Annotated in this window: 17 protein-coding genes and 2 pseudogenes; 7 read left to right on the forward strand and 12 right to left on the reverse strand. The window is 63.2% G+C overall.

Annotated features, from left to right (window positions below; genetic code table 11):
* Window positions 1-23: 23 nt before the first annotated feature.
* The 9 genes from paoC to CO669_RS18765 all read right to left on the reverse strand — a co-directional run bounded on the left by paoC (window position 24) and on the right by CO669_RS18765 (window position 9,968).
* The gene (gene paoC, locus CO669_RS18725) at window positions 24-2,243 is read right to left on the reverse strand and encodes an aldehyde oxidoreductase molybdenum-binding subunit PaoC (RefSeq protein ID WP_097661419.1); all 2,220 of its coding nucleotides are present in this window, start codon (window positions 2,241-2,243) and stop codon (window positions 24-26) included.
* Complete coding sequence (locus tag CO669_RS18730) at window positions 2,240-3,193, reverse strand: FAD binding domain-containing protein (RefSeq protein ID WP_097661420.1); 954 nt, start codon at window positions 3,191-3,193, stop codon at window positions 2,240-2,242. The genes paoC and CO669_RS18730 overlap by 4 nt, the downstream gene beginning before the upstream one ends.
* A complete protein-coding gene (gene paoA, locus CO669_RS18735) occupies window positions 3,190-3,831 on the reverse strand; it encodes an aldehyde dehydrogenase iron-sulfur subunit PaoA (RefSeq protein WP_097661421.1) in 642 nt (213 codons plus the stop codon). Before paoA ends, CO669_RS18730 begins: the two co-directional genes overlap by 4 nt.
* A 380-nt stretch (window positions 3,832-4,211) precedes the next feature.
* Window positions 4,212-4,991: a carboxymuconolactone decarboxylase family protein gene (locus CO669_RS18740; RefSeq protein WP_097661422.1), complete on the reverse strand. Its 780-nt coding sequence runs from the start codon at window positions 4,989-4,991 to the stop codon at window positions 4,212-4,214.
* A complete protein-coding gene (locus tag CO669_RS18745) occupies window positions 4,988-6,181 on the reverse strand; it encodes an arabinose transporter (RefSeq protein ID WP_097661423.1) in 1,194 nt (397 codons plus the stop codon). The genes CO669_RS18740 and CO669_RS18745 overlap by 4 nt, the downstream gene beginning before the upstream one ends.
* 33 nt (window positions 6,182-6,214) lie before the next feature.
* Complete coding sequence (locus CO669_RS18750) at window positions 6,215-7,231, reverse strand: zinc-dependent alcohol dehydrogenase family protein (protein WP_097661424.1); 1,017 nt, start codon at window positions 7,229-7,231, stop codon at window positions 6,215-6,217.
* 13 nt (window positions 7,232-7,244) lie between these two features.
* Window positions 7,245-7,730, reverse strand: coding sequence for a cyclophilin-like fold protein (locus CO669_RS18755; protein WP_245444364.1), 486 nt, complete (start codon window positions 7,728-7,730; stop codon window positions 7,245-7,247).
* Window positions 7,714-8,925 (reverse strand): MFS transporter, encoded by a 1,212-nt coding sequence (locus CO669_RS18760; protein WP_097661469.1) that lies wholly within the window; start codon window positions 8,923-8,925, stop codon window positions 7,714-7,716. Before CO669_RS18760 ends, CO669_RS18755 begins: the two co-directional genes overlap by 17 nt.
* A 122-nt stretch (window positions 8,926-9,047) precedes the next feature.
* Complete coding sequence (locus CO669_RS18765) at window positions 9,048-9,968, reverse strand: LysR family transcriptional regulator (protein WP_097661425.1); 921 nt, start codon at window positions 9,966-9,968, stop codon at window positions 9,048-9,050.
* Between the two features lie 121 nt (window positions 9,969-10,089).
* Here CO669_RS18765 and CO669_RS18770 point away from each other — a divergent pair.
* From CO669_RS18770 to CO669_RS36395, 3 genes and pseudogenes are all read left to right on the forward strand, one after another.
* Window positions 10,090-10,382: pseudogene (locus CO669_RS18770) on the forward strand (SOS response-associated peptidase family protein); the annotation flags it as partial.
* Window positions 10,379-10,519, forward strand: coding sequence for a hypothetical protein (locus CO669_RS36600; protein WP_349627013.1), 141 nt, complete (start codon window positions 10,379-10,381; stop codon window positions 10,517-10,519). The pseudogene CO669_RS18770 and the gene CO669_RS36600, both read left to right, overlap by 4 nt.
* 402 nt (window positions 10,520-10,921) lie before the next feature.
* Window positions 10,922-11,068, forward strand: coding sequence for a hypothetical protein (locus CO669_RS36395; protein WP_245444366.1), 147 nt, complete (start codon window positions 10,922-10,924; stop codon window positions 11,066-11,068).
* Between the two features lie 227 nt (window positions 11,069-11,295).
* On the opposite strand, the gene CO669_RS18785 is transcribed toward CO669_RS36395, so the two are convergent.
* The gene (locus tag CO669_RS18785; RefSeq protein WP_245444367.1) at window positions 11,296-11,511 is read right to left on the reverse strand and encodes a hypothetical protein; all 216 of its coding nucleotides are present in this window, start codon (window positions 11,509-11,511) and stop codon (window positions 11,296-11,298) included.
* Between the two features lie 212 nt (window positions 11,512-11,723).
* On the opposite strand from CO669_RS18785, the gene CO669_RS18790 reads away from it, so the two are divergent.
* From CO669_RS18790 to CO669_RS35710, 4 genes are all read left to right on the forward strand, one after another.
* A complete protein-coding gene (locus CO669_RS18790) occupies window positions 11,724-11,987 on the forward strand; it encodes a hypothetical protein (RefSeq protein WP_097661427.1) in 264 nt (87 codons plus the stop codon).
* A gap of 196 nt (window positions 11,988-12,183) precedes the next feature.
* On the forward strand, window positions 12,184-12,402 hold the full coding sequence (locus CO669_RS18795; protein WP_097661428.1) for a hypothetical protein: 219 nt from the start codon (window positions 12,184-12,186) through the stop codon (window positions 12,400-12,402).
* A 370-nt stretch (window positions 12,403-12,772) separates the two neighbouring features.
* Window positions 12,773-13,075 carry a plasmid stabilization protein gene (locus tag CO669_RS18805; protein WP_198964092.1) on the forward strand — a complete coding sequence of 101 codons (303 nt, stop codon included), beginning with the start codon at window positions 12,773-12,775 and terminating at the stop codon, window positions 13,073-13,075.
* Between the two features lie 19 nt (window positions 13,076-13,094).
* A complete protein-coding gene (locus CO669_RS35710; protein ID WP_155256191.1) occupies window positions 13,095-13,244 on the forward strand; it encodes a hypothetical protein in 150 nt (49 codons plus the stop codon).
* A 41-nt stretch (window positions 13,245-13,285) separates the two neighbouring features.
* On the opposite strand, the pseudogene CO669_RS18810 reads toward CO669_RS35710, so the two are convergent.
* Window positions 13,286-13,710: pseudogene (locus tag CO669_RS18810) on the reverse strand (PPC domain-containing DNA-binding protein).
* Between the two features lie 22 nt (window positions 13,711-13,732).
* On the reverse strand, window positions 13,733-14,293 hold the full coding sequence (locus tag CO669_RS18815) for a type 1 glutamine amidotransferase domain-containing protein (RefSeq protein ID WP_097661431.1): 561 nt from the start codon (window positions 14,291-14,293) through the stop codon (window positions 13,733-13,735).
* Between the last annotated feature and the right edge of the window lie 59 nt (window positions 14,294-14,352).

Genomic DNA, 14,352 nt, shown 5'->3' on the forward strand with positions numbered 1-14,352 from the left:
GAGGAAGCCTCCGCAGGGCCCAGTCAAGAGACCTCCGGTAGCCTATCGAGATGTTTGTCCAAGGTGACGGGATAATTGCGCACGCGCACGCCTGTCGCATTGTAGACGGCATTGGCGACGGCTGCCCCGACTCCGCATATGCCGAGCTCAGCCACGCCCTTCGCCTTCATCGGCGAGACCTTGTCGTCGGCCTCTTCGAGGAAGATCACTTCCTGATGCGGAATGTCGGCGTGGACGGGCACCTCGTAGCCGGCAAGGTCGTGATTGACGAAGAAACCGCGTCGCTTGTCGACCGCGAGCTCTTCCATCAGCGCGGCTCCAGCGCCCATGGTCATCGCTCCGATTACCTGGCTCCGCGCGGTCGTGGGATTGAGAATGCGGCCGGCCGCGCACACGGCCAGCATGCGGCGGATCCGGACCTCCCCGGTGAAGCCGTCAACCGCGGCCTCCACGAAGTGGGCTCCGAATGTGGATTGCTGGTAGCTCTTGTCCAGGCCTCCCCATTCGATCTTGTCCTCGGCGACGAGTTCGCCTTCGCGGACGGCGTCGGCAAGCTTCGCGGAACGGTTTCCACTCATCACATGGCCGTCCGAGAACGTCGCCTCCGCGGAGTTGAAGCCAAGCCGCTGCGCAACGGCTTCCCGAAGCTTTACGCAGGCCGCGTAGACCCCCGAAGTCGAACAGTTCGCACCGAACTGCCCTCCAGATCCGGCCGAAACGGGGAAGGCGGAATCGCCCAGACGAACCACGACTTTTCCGATGTCGACGCCCATCATCTCGGCGGCGGTCTGCGCGATGATCGTGTAGCTGCCGGTGCCGATGTCGGTCATATCGGTTTCGACAACGACAAGCCCATCTCTCTCCAGCCGGACGCGCGCGCCGGAGGGAATGAGGAGATTGTTTCGGAAAGCGGCCGCGGTGCCCATGCCGAGGAGCCAGTGCCCGTCCCGCACGGCGCCAGGAGTCGCGCTCCGACGCGTCCAACCGAAACGTTCGGCACCCTCGCGCAAACAACGCACCAGGTTGCGCTGGGAGAAAGGACGGTCCGGCTTCTCGGGGTCGATCTGGGTGTCGTTGCGCACGCGCAGCTCGACGGGGTCGAGGCCCAGCTTCTCGGCAAGTTCGTCCATCGCGATCTCGAGCGCCATCATGCCAGGCGCCTCGCCGGGGGCGCGCATCGCGTTTCCTTCCGGCAGGTCCATGACGGCGAGCCGCATCGAGGTGAGACGATTAGCGCCGGCATACAGCAGCCTCGTTTGATTGGTCGCCGTCTCCGGCTGACCGTCGGGGAGATCGCCGGAGCCGCTTTCGTGCGCGATGGCAATGATGCGTCCATCCGCGCCCGCCCCGATCCGGATTCGCTGCCGCGTGGCGGGGCGGTGCGTCGTATTGTTCGGAATGAACGGGCGCGGCAATGCTACCTTAACCGGCCTGCCGGACGCCTTCGCTCCCAGCGCGGCCATCACCGCGTCAGAACGCAGGAACAGCTTGCAGCCAAAGCCGCCGCCGATGTACGGCGACACGAACCGCACGTTGTCCTTAGGGATACCCAGCGTGGTTGCAAGATCCGTCCTTCCCCAGTCTATCATCTGGTTTGACGTCCACACCGTCAGCTTGTCGCCGTTCCAGGCAGCGATCGAAGCATGAGGCTCCATCATCGAGTGGCTCTGGTCCGGGGTCGCGTATAGCTCGTCGAGCTTCACCGGCGCTTGAGCGAAAGCCTGTTCGAATTCCCCGGTACGACTTTCGGGCGGCGCATCCTTTTCGGGACTGTTGGGGTCCTTTGCAAGAGGAGCAGTTTTCAGCGCTTCTTCGAGATCGAATCTTCCATCCGCGTGCGCGTATTCGACGCGTATCAGCGCCGCTGCGGCCGTCGCTTGCTCGAAGGTCTCCGCCACGACCACCGCGATTGCCTGGTGATAGTGATCGATCTCAGGGCCGCCAAGCAGTTTGGCTGTGTTGAATTTGCCCTTGCCGAGCTTGCCGGCGTTCTCGGCGGTCACGACCGTGAGAACCCCAGGCGCGCGCTCCGCCTCCGCGAGATTCATGCTGGCGATGCGCCCCTTGCCGATCGCAGATCCGACGATGGCCCCATAGGCCGGATTGGTCACAACGTCGTGGTGCTCATAGGCATACGGCGCTCTTCCCGTCGTCTTCAAGGGGCCGTCGATGCGGGGATGTGCTCGTCCCACCACCTGCATGCGGTCGATTGGGTTGGCTTCGGCGGGTCTATCGAATTTCATTGCTGCCTCGCATCGTTCAGAGCGGCGGCAACCGTCCGCTCGACCAGGGGTATCTTGAACGCGTTATCGGTTGTCGGCTTCGCGTCGGCGAGCAACCGCGCCGAGAAGGACTTTGGACCTTTAGGCAGATCGGCTTCGGCGTCTTCGACCCGCCAAGGCTTGTGAGCGACACCGCCGACGGCCACCCGTCCGGACCCGTCCCGCTGCACGACGGCCGCAACGGAGACCAGCGCGAACGCGTAGGACGCCCGATCTCTGACCTTTCTGTAAACATGGATGCCGCCGACCGGCCGCGGCAGCGTCACGGCCGTGATCAGTTCGCCGTCGGCCAAGGTCGTTTCGATGTGCGGGCTATCCCCCGGCAGGCGGTGGAATTCGGCGATCGGGATTTTGCGCGTTCGACCCATCTCATCGACGGTCTCTACCTCGGCGTCAAGCGCGCGCATGGCGACGGCCATATCCGAGGGGTTGGTCGCAATGCACGCTTTGCTGGTTCCGATCACGCCCAATTGTCGGCTGAAACCCTCGATAGCTGCGCAGCCGGAGCCGGGATTTCGTTTGTTGCAGGGTTGATTAGTATCGTAGAAGTAGGGACAGCGCGTGCGCTGGAGCAGATTGCCGGCCGTCGTCGCCTTGTTGCGGAGCTGGCCTGAGGCGCCGGCGAGGAGCGCGCGGCTGAGCACGCCGTAATCCTTCCGGACGCGCATGTCGGCGGCAAGCGTCGTGTTCCTGACTAACGCGCCGATGCGGAGTCCGCCGTTCTGGGTATTCTCGATCTTGTCGAGGCCGAGGCCGTTGACGTCGATGAGATGTTGCGGTGTTTCGATCTCGAGCTTCATCAGGTCGAGAAGGTTGGTCCCCCCGGCGATGAATTTCGCGCCCAGCGTCTCGCGCGCCTTGGCTGCCGCTTCCTGGGGCGAGGTGGCGCGTTCGTAGGTGAATTCCTTCATGTGCTGCTCCCAGCGACGTCTGCGATCGCCTCGGCGATATTGGAGTAGGCGCCGCAGCGGCAGATGTTGCCGCTCATGCGCTCGCGCAGTTCGGCGTTCGTCAGAACAGGAGCAACGGTCAGGTCGTGGCTGACATGGCTCGGGATTCCCGCCTTGATCTCATCGAGCACCGCTACGGCCGAGCAGATCTGCCCGGGCGTGCAATAACCGCACTGATAGCCATCATGTTTGACGAAAGCCGCCTGCATGGGATGAAGCTGCTCCGGCTGGCCCAATCCCTCGATCGTGGTGATCCTGTCACCTTCGTGCATGACGGCGAGCGTGAGACACGAATTGATGCGGACTCCGTTCACAATCACGGTGCAGGCCCCGCACTGACCGTGGTCGCATCCCTTCTTGGTGCCCGTCAGGCTGAGATTCTCCCGCAGGGCATCAAGAAGCGTGGTGCGGTTGTCGACTTGAAGGCTGCGCAGCTTTCCGTTCACCTCGAACGCTACGCCGGTTGGACGCTGCGAGAGCCTTTGACTCGACGATTGCGGTTGCGCCTTTGTGCCGGGAACGACGCCGACCATGGCCGTCGCAGTTCCCGCAGCGAGAAGGTGCCGCCTCGATACTTCCAGTTTGACCGGTTTTGGCATGTCGTCTCCTGGTTTTCCGCCAACCTTCGGCATGTTCCGAGGTCTAATTCCCATGTCGGTCAGGGGTTCGAATGCGCGGCGATTGATGAAACGATGAGCCGTTCTCACGAATGGAACTTTGTGGTCCGATCAAGATGGCCGGGGAGCGGTTAGATTCAGAGTTTTCCCGGGATCGATCGCGCCGAGTGGTGCGACCTGCCATCGGTCCTAAAAGGGGCCAGCACTATGACTGATCCCTTCGATTCTCCCAGCCATCCCGATTTGTACGACGGCAACGGTCAGAAGCCTTTTCAGCGTCGACATGGTGCCTGCCTGATTGTAGCGGCAGCTTCGCGGATCAACAGCTACCAAGATGACGCCGAAGGGCATCGTTCCGTCCTCTAGTGAGGCCGCTTTTCAATCACATCCTTGACCACGGGCGCCGCCGAAAATGCGTTGGGCCACCCAGAGTAAAAGGCGAGATGGCCGAGCACCTCGCCGGCCTCGTCCCTCGTCAGTCCGTTGTCCATCGCGCGGTTCAGATGATACGTGATCTGCGCGACCTGACCGGTGGCAATGAGCGCACTGACCGTGACCAGGCTGCGGTCGCGCGGCGCGAGCGCCGGCCTCAGCCAGAGGTCCCGGAACAGAGCGTCGGTCGTGTACTGGACGAGGCTCGGGGTGATCTGGCCGAACTGCTCTCCGACCCGCGTGGCCCGCTGCTTCTCAGCGGCCTCGTCGAGCGGGAGCTGGGGTCCCGAGGCCGGCGGGAGCCGGTCGGCTCCGATGTTGCGACTCTTGAATACCTCGCGCACCGCAGGGATCGCATCCATCGCGTTCGCCCAACCGGTGTAGAACGCGAGATGCGTGATGATTTCGGATATCTCAGACGGCTTCACGCCGTTGTCGAGCGCGAGCGCCAGGTAGTGCGGCAGATCGACGGTCTGGTCGCGGGCGATCAGCGCGGCCAGGGTGACAATGCCGCGGTCACGGCGGGACAGCCCCGGTCGCTTCCACAAGTCGTCGACGACGAATTTCTGCGCATAAGCTTCGAGCGCCGGCGCGACGGCGCGGAGATCTTCGGGCTTAAGCATGGCGTCGGCTCCTTGGTTAGATGGCTGCGCGCCGGCCGCGCCGGCGAAGAGGCAGAACGAGATCAACGTCGATGCGAGCGTTCTCATTGCGGATTTCCTTCCGATATCGAGGGGTTCGCGATCAGCCACCACGCGACGAGCGCAGCGCAGAGCACCGTGCCGGCACTGGCGAGAAACACGGTGTTCAGCCTTGCGTCGGCCGCGATCAGGCCAAGTGCAGGACTCGCCAGTCCTTGAGCGAGATCCAGGAACGCCGTGTAGGCTCCCATGGCGAGGCCACGGCTCTGCGACGGTACCCGGCGCACCGCCTCCACGCCGAAGCCGGGATAAACCAGCGAGAAGCCGAAGCCGGTGAGCGCGGCGCCGGCAAGCGCCATCTCCGGGCGGACGGCCAACCAGATCAGCGCCTGGCCGCCCGCTTCAACCACAGCGAAGATCAGCGCGACTTTCGCGCCGCCGATCGCGTCCGCTAGATGACTGAGGAATATCCGCGCCAGAATGAAAGCGAGGGCATAGGACGTGTAGGCCAGCCAACCGTTGGCCCAACCTTGACGCGCGAACAGCAAGGCGACGAACGTCGTCACCGCACCGAAGCCTACGCTGCCCAGTGCAGAGCCCAATCCCGGCACCCATACAGCACCGAGAACTTCGGCGAAGGAAAAGCGGGCATGGACAACCGGCGCAACCGTCCGGAGCGGAGCAACGATCAGCAGGGTCAGCAGCGGCGCTGCGGCCGTCGCCGCTCCGATCGCGACGAACCCGTGAGAGGCGTAGAGCACAGCCCCGGCCGGTGCCCCGACCGCGAAGGCCGCGAACATCGCCGAACCCACCCAGGCGATGACCTTGCCTGTGCTGCGGGAATCCGCGAGCGCCAGCCCCCAGCTCACGGCAGCCGTGATGATGAAGCTTTCGGCGCCGCCGAGCAGCCCTCGCCCCAGCAGAAGTATCGCCACCGAGATCCGAGGGATCTCACTAAAGCCGAGTGAAAGCAGGTAAAGCACGCCGGAAGCTGCGGCCGCGAGCAGGCCGACGACCACACCGCGCTTTGCGCCCCGGCTGTCGGAGAAATTGCCCGCCCACGGTCGCGAGACCAGAGAAGCAGCGAACTGGCTGCCGGCGACGAGCCCGACCACGAAGGTACTTTGGCTCAACCCATCGTGCACATGGAGCGGAAGGACAGGCATCGCGACGCCGATGACGAGAAAGGCGACGAAAACCACCGCCATAATCGGCCAAAGGATAGTCGCGAGGCTTTGCGCCGCAGCGGTCTCTGGCATCACTGTATCTGACATCGCGATAGCGCCTCAGCCTTACACCGTCAGCATCGTCTTGATCGCTCGCCGTTCGTCCATCGCGCGATATCCTTCCGCGACTTCGGCAAGCGGCAGCGTGAGATCGAACACTTTCCCGGGCTTGATTCTGCCCTTGAGGACGCGGTCCATAAGATCAGGCAGAAAGCGACGGACCGGGGCCGGGCCACCGAGCATGCGCCGTTGCGCGAAGAACATCGCCTGTCCGTCGAAGGTGACGCCATGCGGCACCCCGACATAGCCGATCGATCCACCGGGACGGACGGAATCGATGGCCTGCGTCATGGATTCCTGCGTACCGACGCACTCCAGGACGGAGTCCGCACCGACCCCGGCCGTGAGCTCCTTCACGCGTTCTATCCCCGCAGCCCCCCGTTCGGCCACGACGTCGGTCGCGCCGAAGTCCCGCGCCAATTCCTGCCGACTCTTGTGCCGGCTCATCGCGATGATCCGTTCCGCGCCCATTTCCTTCGCGGCCAAGACGCCCATCAGTCCCACCGCTCCGTCGCCCACGACGGCTACCGTGGACCCTTGCCGCACATTGGCGGCATCGGCTGCGTACCACCCCGTGCCCAACACGTCGGAGGTCGCCAGCAGATGCGGAATGAGATCGTCCCCGGGCAGCTCTGCGGTGGCGACCAGCGTCCCGTCGGCCAGCGGAACGCGCGCGTACGGCGCCTGCGCGCCCGTCATGAATTCGCGCTGCACGCAGGACGACTGAAAGCCGAACTTGCAGTGCGGGCAGGTGTTATCCGAAAGGCAGAACGAGCCGACGACGAATTGGCCGGGCCGCACGGTCCTGACCGCGCCACCGACCTCCACGACGACACCGCAATATTCGTGACCCATATGGGCCGGCCCATCGGTCGGTTGCAGCCCGCGATATGGCCACAGATCCGACCCGCAGATGCAGGTGGCCGACAGCTTGATGATGGCGTCGGTCGGCTTGACGATCTTCGGATCCTCGACCCGTTCGAAACGGACGTCGCGGGGGCCGTACATGACTGTTGCTAACACGGCTGTTCTCCTCTCAAGCAGGTGGAAGCTGTTCGATGCGCAGCGAGAACTTGCCGCGCTTCAGTAGCGGTCGTGGACCATCGTCGAGCCGGCCGAGTCGGATCAAGCCGCTCGAATATTTGTAGCCGCCATGGAAGAACGCGAGGTTGCCCCATGGTGCGTAGTAACAAAGATCGCCGGGAGCCTCGTTCGAGAAAGGGCCGCCTTTTTCTTCCGCAAGCTTTCGCGGCAGGTAGGCGATTTTCTCGTTGGTCGAATAGTCCTCGATACCGAGATCTAAAGGCAACATCGCCGCGAATTCGCGGGCGGACGAATTGCCCTCCAGGGTTACCGTGAAGGTCTGATCCGCGAAGCTGCAACGAATACGCATGATCGCCGTTCCTCCGGGTTGTGCGCCAACGGCGGTTTCGGCGAAGGCCGCCTGCGGCATTAGAGCGGTCGAAATCATCGCAAAGACGAGCCGTCGGCGAGACAGTCCGTTTTCAGTAGTCGGTTTCATGAATTCGCCTCCACAGAGCCGCTGGCGCGGCATCGAGAACGGCCAGCAACGCTGAAGCGCCGAGAAGCCCCGCGCTCAAGAGGAATGTCGTTCGATAGCCCGCGGCGTCGAACAGGACCCCGCCGCCGGCGGCACCGAGCGTGATCGCCAGTTGAACGACCGCCACCAACAAGCCCCCCGCAGATTCCGCGTCGTCGGGAAATCGGCGCGCGACCCACGTCCACCAGGCGACCGGCGCACCGGTCCCGATCATGCCCCAGAAGGTCAGCAGAGCCGTCGTCGGCCCGGCACAACTCCCCAGCGCCACCAGGCCGCAGGCGATCGCAGCGAGAGCCAAGGGAGCCAAGATGAGGGGCGTCGAAAGACGGTGCGCCACCATGCGCCCGGTCAGCCAGGTGCCGATCACGCCGGCGATGCCCATGACGAGCAGCACCCCGGAGAGCGCGGAAACATCGAGACGCGTGACGGTTTCGAGAAACGGCCGCAGGTATGTGAACAGGGCGAACTGCCCGGCGAACAGCAGCGCGACCGCCGCCATGCCCAGGCGGGCGTTAGGACGACGCAGGATGCCCAGCGCGCTGCGCTGCTCCTTGGCCGCCTCGGACGGCATCGACGGCAGCGTCAGCCACTGCCAGGCGAAGGTGACGACGGCGAGCGGAATCACCAGGAAGAACGCGCCGCGCCAGCCGATGTACTGACCGAGAAAGCTGCCAAGGGGCGCGGCGACGGTGGTCGCGACCGCGTTCCCGCCGTTGAGCATCGCAAGCGCGCGAGGCACCTGCCTCCCCGGAACCAGCCGCATGACGGTCGCGGCTGACATCGACCAGAAACCGCCGATGACCACCCCTAGCAGGGCGCGCCCCGCCATGAGCATCGCGAAGTTGGGCGCGAACGCGACCAGGAGACCCGACACCAGCATGAGGGCGGTCAACGAAAGCAGCAGCGTCCGACGATCGATGCCGCGGGTCATCGTGGAGATGGAGAGGCTGGTCAGCACCGCGAATAGACCGGACACCGAGATCGCCTGCCCGGCCGCGCCTTCGGTGAGATGGAGGTCGGACGCGATCGGGGTCAGGATGCTGACGGGCATGAATTCGGAGGCGATTAGCGTCGAGACGCACAGAGCCAGCGCAAGTACGGCGCCCCACCCCGTGCGATCCGAGCTCCGCTCCACTACTGAGGGGCGGGGGCTCATGAGGACAGCCTGTTCAGTCACCTACTCGCTCCGTGCGATGATCCGTGCACGGAAGATAGGCCGCGTGGCAGCCCAGGATCATCCCGAACCTATGCGATGAAGCGTTGAATTACGCTCATCGATCAGCCGACCCCATATGGCCCGAGCGGCTGCATCTCTCGGATCAGGTCGATCAACAGGCGCAGGCCCGTCGGCAATTGGCGACGGCCCGGGTAATAGATGTGGAACCCGGGCCCCATCGGTGCCCAATCGTCAAGGACGCTGCGCAGCGCCCCCTGCGAAATCAGGGGCGCCGCACACGGCTGCGGGACGTAGGCCACCGCAGCCCCTGCCTGGACAAGGGCGAGCGCGAACTGGGTCTCGTCGATCGTGATCGCGCCCGGGACATCGACCGCGACGTCTTCGCCGTCCTTCTCGAATTCCCAGTGGTAGATGCTGTCATTGCCCAGGCGGATACGCAGACATCGGTGGGCGTGCAGGTCGCTCGGATGCGAGGGCAGACCATGCCGATCGAAATAGGCTGGCGAGCCGACCACGACCCAGCGGAGATCGCCCGATAGCCGCTGCGCGACCATGTCCTCCGGCACCGTGCCGCCGTAGCGAATTCCGGCATCCGCACCCTGAGCGACCACATCGATCAGGTGATTTGAAACAGCGACATCGATTTCGATGCCGGGATAGCGGTCGACGAACACCGGAAGGACCGGAGCCAGCAGCAACGAGCTTGCATGCTCAAGCACGTTGAGTCGAATCCGGCCCGTGGGTTCGTCCCGATAGCGATTGAGCGCTTCTATTGCCGTCCCGATTGCATCGAACGGGGCGGCCAGCGCCGCTTGCAGCTCCTCTCCGGCGGAGGTGAGGGTGACGCTACGGCTCGTACGATTGAAGAGCCGCACGCCCAGCCGCGCCTCTAGGGCCTTGAGTGAATGGCTTAACGCCGAGGCGCTCACGCCGAGCTCAAGGCCGGCCCGGCGAAAGCTGCGATGCTTCGCGAGCGCCAGGAAATAGGCAAAGTCGGCGAAATCGGTGCGGTTGATACGCATAGTTCGGACTCTGCCCCTTGCGCGGTCATGGTGCAACGATGATGAGTCAAACTCAACGATGTTCGCACAGGCCCACGCATGGCTAAAGCGAGAAGGACGGAAGATCGTGCTCTGCAGGTCCGCGATCGACGAGACCCGGCCGCTCGCATGCTTCGCGGGCATCTGGACGAACTGGACGTCGGTCAGGAAGGCGAGACCACCAACGACCTCTACGCCTTCCTGACGACGGAGGCGAACACGGCAGTCTTCGCCATCCATCCGAAGGCCATGCCCGTGATTTTGACGACGCCGCAAGAGGTCGAGATCTGGAAGACCGCGCCGGCGGAGCAGGCCTTGAAGCTGCAGCGGCCGCTCCCGGACGGCACGCTGCGAATCGTGGCGCGCGGGACCAAAGAGGATCAAGCTGCTACATGAAACTCGCCGAAATCCGTCCCTATGCCAATCCGGAAGCCGCAGCCCGCAAACTGGTCGAGTTGGCAACCGGTGTCGCGCCGGCCCAGGACGGTCGCATCATATCGAAAAAATCAACGCGCCATTCCTGTTCACGCTGAAGGCAACAGGCAGCGAGTTCGGCGCCGGCCTCGAGTTCGCGGTCGATCGAGGCGGGCTGGAACTGCACGAAAGCGGCACCTACGTTGCGGATGCTACCGCCAGGCAACGATCTGTTTCCGCGTCAGTAAAGCAGCAGCACCGATAGCTACGATGCCAACGACGCACAGATTCCGATACCCAGATAAGGCAATGCGAGGCGCATCGGCTTCCCCCCGAGACGCGAAAGACTACGAATCTCCAATTGCGTCGAACGACGTGGACCCACCGGCATCGCAGGCCGATTGCTCCGACCTTCAAGAGCGGCATGTGAGGACTGCTATGCCAAAGCATTTTTTCTACGTTCATCATGGCCACACCGAACTAGACGAAGAGGGCGAGGAGTTGCCCGACAAGCATGCGGCATGTCGGGAGGCGACGGTGACCGAGGACAGATTCTGCAAGGTCTCGATGGCAAGTTGCGCCCGCAGGAGGACTGGAGCATAGAGGTCGTCGGCGAGTTTCAGAACCCGCTCTACACCCTGCGCATCAGCGCCGAGAAGCCGAAGTGACGAAGCTTTTGATCGTAGCGGCGATCGTCCTCACGGCGCTCATCGCGTTTTCGGTGTGGGTGATCGCGCTATGACCGTCGAGACATCGGGTTCTTCCAAACCGGTCGCCTGCTGACATTCGCATGGCATGCCCGCCCCGCACTGGCAGCCCTTCTCATCCCAAGGCTGGAACGGGTGGTTTTCGCAGACCCAGCCCAAACCGAAGCAGATCTGACAATCGGGATCTATCAGGTGACCGACTCCAGCGGGCGCTCGGCACGGAATTTCTTGTAATCGCTGATGGCCGTGTTCGAGAGCATCAAGACCCGACGCTCGCCGCGACGAACCATTGTTTCCACCGACTCCAGCAGAACCTTGCCCGCAACCGACGGGTCGCCGAGGTCACCGGTGCCTTCAAGGTAATCCCAGGCGATCTGAATCGAATTTTCCATGACGACGGGCAAGGGCTCACTCATGGAAAGGAAACAAATCCGGGGCGGGCATGTTCCCCCGGGCTCCCGATTGGACCCCAAAGCCGGTCGTGCAGCTAGGCTTGTGCGCAGTCGGCGCAAAAGGTGGACGATCCGGGGTCGTCCGAATCCAAAACCCAATCCGTGTCGCCGCCCGGAACGAATCTCGGGTCGGCAGGATTCGTTTCACGGGGAGAGCAGAATCGATGCCGATGAAGGAACGACGACCAGCGACCCGAACGCTCCGCGGCTGGGCGCTCGCCGTGCTGCAGGAGGCCGGCGCCATCCACGAATGCGAAGAGCACGGCTGGGCGCAGGACCGCGCCGATCCTCATGCCCGAGATCGCGCCTTCGACATCGCACGCCACGATCCGCCGACCGGCGTCTCGCCGGAGGAAGCCGTCGCGGAGGTCGGCGACGTGCTGGGATCGATCGGCGACACTTGCCCCGAGTGCCAGCCAGTACATTGAGGGCAAGCGGCACAAAGGAAGATCCTTTTCGGCGCCGCAGCGTGTGTGGTTCCAGAAATTGTGAAGCCGCTTACGCCGTCTTTCTTGTTGGCAGCTCCGACCGCCAGGCCCTAAATTTGGTCCGTCGCCGAGCGGCCCGAGGCAACTATCGGCGACGAGAACACTGTTGTGGTCCCGCCCAGGAGCAAGCTGCGCCATGTCGAAACGGCGTCGTTTCAAGCAATCAATTTCCCTCAAAGACCGGCTCGCCAATTTCGCCGAGGAAGCCCTCAAGAAGGCATCGAATCTTCCGCCCGGCACCGATCGCGAAGAGATGCTCAAAAAAGTCCGCCAAGCAGACATCGCGTCCCACATGGACGAATGGACCCATTCGCGCGAACCGCAGCCGCCGACCCGGAGCAATGACGATCCATGAAAGCGCTAGACGACCGAACGATAGCCAATCTCGATGTCGCCCTCGAAGAAGCTTGTCGATCTCTCCCTCATGGAGGCGACCACGAAATCAGAAGGGAGGTCGCACAAAAGCTGCTCGACAGCGCCATCCAGGGTAACAGGACGTTATCCGGATTGACGGAGATCGCTCGGGCGGCTCTCGCGGTGGCGATTAGGAAGTACGCCTAACAGCACGACGCCATTGTTGCTCTCCCGCTGATCAGCGGGCGAGTAGCGGACCGCATCGTTGCATGCCTGCTTGGACCTCGGATCGCTCCAGCCAGACTCCCGGATAGGAACTGGCGGCCCTTTCCAGTCTTAAACGAATATTTCCAATCGACGGGAGCAACGACATGCCTCGCGGCGACAAGTCAAGTTACACGGATAAGCAGAAGCGGCAGGCCGAGCACATCGAAGAAGGTTATGAGCACCGCGGAGTTTCTGAGAAGGAAGCCGAGCGGCGCGCCTGGGCGACCGTCAACAAGGAAACTCACGGCGGCAAGAAGAGCGGCTCGGGTCGCGGCACGAAGGAAGATCACTCGCCGTCCCGAAAGGGTGGTCGATTAGGCGGGGCGGCATCGGCCAAGCGACCGGCATCGGAGCGTTCGAGGTCCGCCAAAAAGGCGGCCAAGACCAGAAAGCGACGCGCAGCGTAGTCATCAAAGGGAGAGCAAGATGGGTCTCGAAGCCGTCTTTTTCCTCGGGGCGCTTGTGCTCCTCACGGCGCTGATCTACGGCGTCCTCAGCTATCGTTATCGAAATCGGGCGTTGGATCGCGTGGCCGAAGAGGTCACGCGCGAGAGGTATCGAAAGAACGAAACCTAGTGCGACGCGGTCGGACTGTTCGACGTCGACCACGCCGCCCGTCACGTCTTTTCTTTGGAAATATCGATCAGCGCTATGCCGAGATCCGGCTTCTCCTTGCGTCTGAGGTGTGCTGGCGTGTCCACGATGACAACCTCGAGCTTGGGTCGAACCTTCCCTTCGAGAAGGTGTCCGCCCCGCGTCGCACCGTCGGCCAGACCCACGACCACGTGCACGTGGAGGCTCGCCTTTCCGTCGTCGCCGATCGCGATATCGCCGATCGCGCTCAACACCTCGCATTGCTCCGCGACCTCGATCTTCTTGTAGGTTTTCTTCTCGAAGTCGAACCAGCCGACGATCGCCCTTTCGAAGGCGCCGATGGCCGTGAGCGATGCCGCCGTGATGCCGACGTCATCGTGAGCGTCGCGAATGCTTCCTCGCCGGATTCGAGGATTGCGATGCGGGTCTCCGAGCAATCTCGCCCGATAGTTTTGCGCTCTTCATCGACTTCAAGCCGCGCTGCGCTGGGTGTGTCGACCTTCCTTGACCTCTTCCACGATCTTCGCGCAGAAGGCGTCGAGATCACCGGGGTTGCGGGAGGTGATGACGCCCTGGTCGACGACGACCTCTGCATCTTCCCACTTCGCGCCGGCATTCGCCACGTCTGTCTTGATCGACTTGAAGGACGTCATCTTGCGACCTTTCGCGATCCCGGTTTCGATGAGAAGCCAAGGAGCATGGCATACGGCCGCCACGACCTTCTTTGCGTCGAATATATCCTTGATGAACTTCAGCGCCTTGGGCTCGACGCGCAGGAGATCCGGATTGATCTGCCCACCGGGCAAAACGATCGCGTCGTAGTCGGCGGCCGATGCTTCGTCGAGAGTCTTGTCGACTTTCACGGGCCGACCCCAATCTTTCTTGTCCCAGCCCTTGATCTCGCCCGCGGCGAGCGAGACCACGTCGACCGTTGCGCCAGCCTTCTTCAACCGCTCCAGCGGAACTTCCAGCTCGGCCTGCTCGAAGCCGTTCGTGGCGAGAATGGCGATCTTTTTGCCGGTCAAATCCATGGGTCCGATCCTTCGCTTCGGGGTTTTGTCCACCAATCGATCGTCTCGAACATCGTTCC

Origin of the sequence: Bradyrhizobium sp. Y36, from assembly GCF_002531575.1 — a bacterium.
Lineage (GTDB): Bacteria > Pseudomonadota > Alphaproteobacteria > Rhizobiales > Xanthobacteraceae > Bradyrhizobium.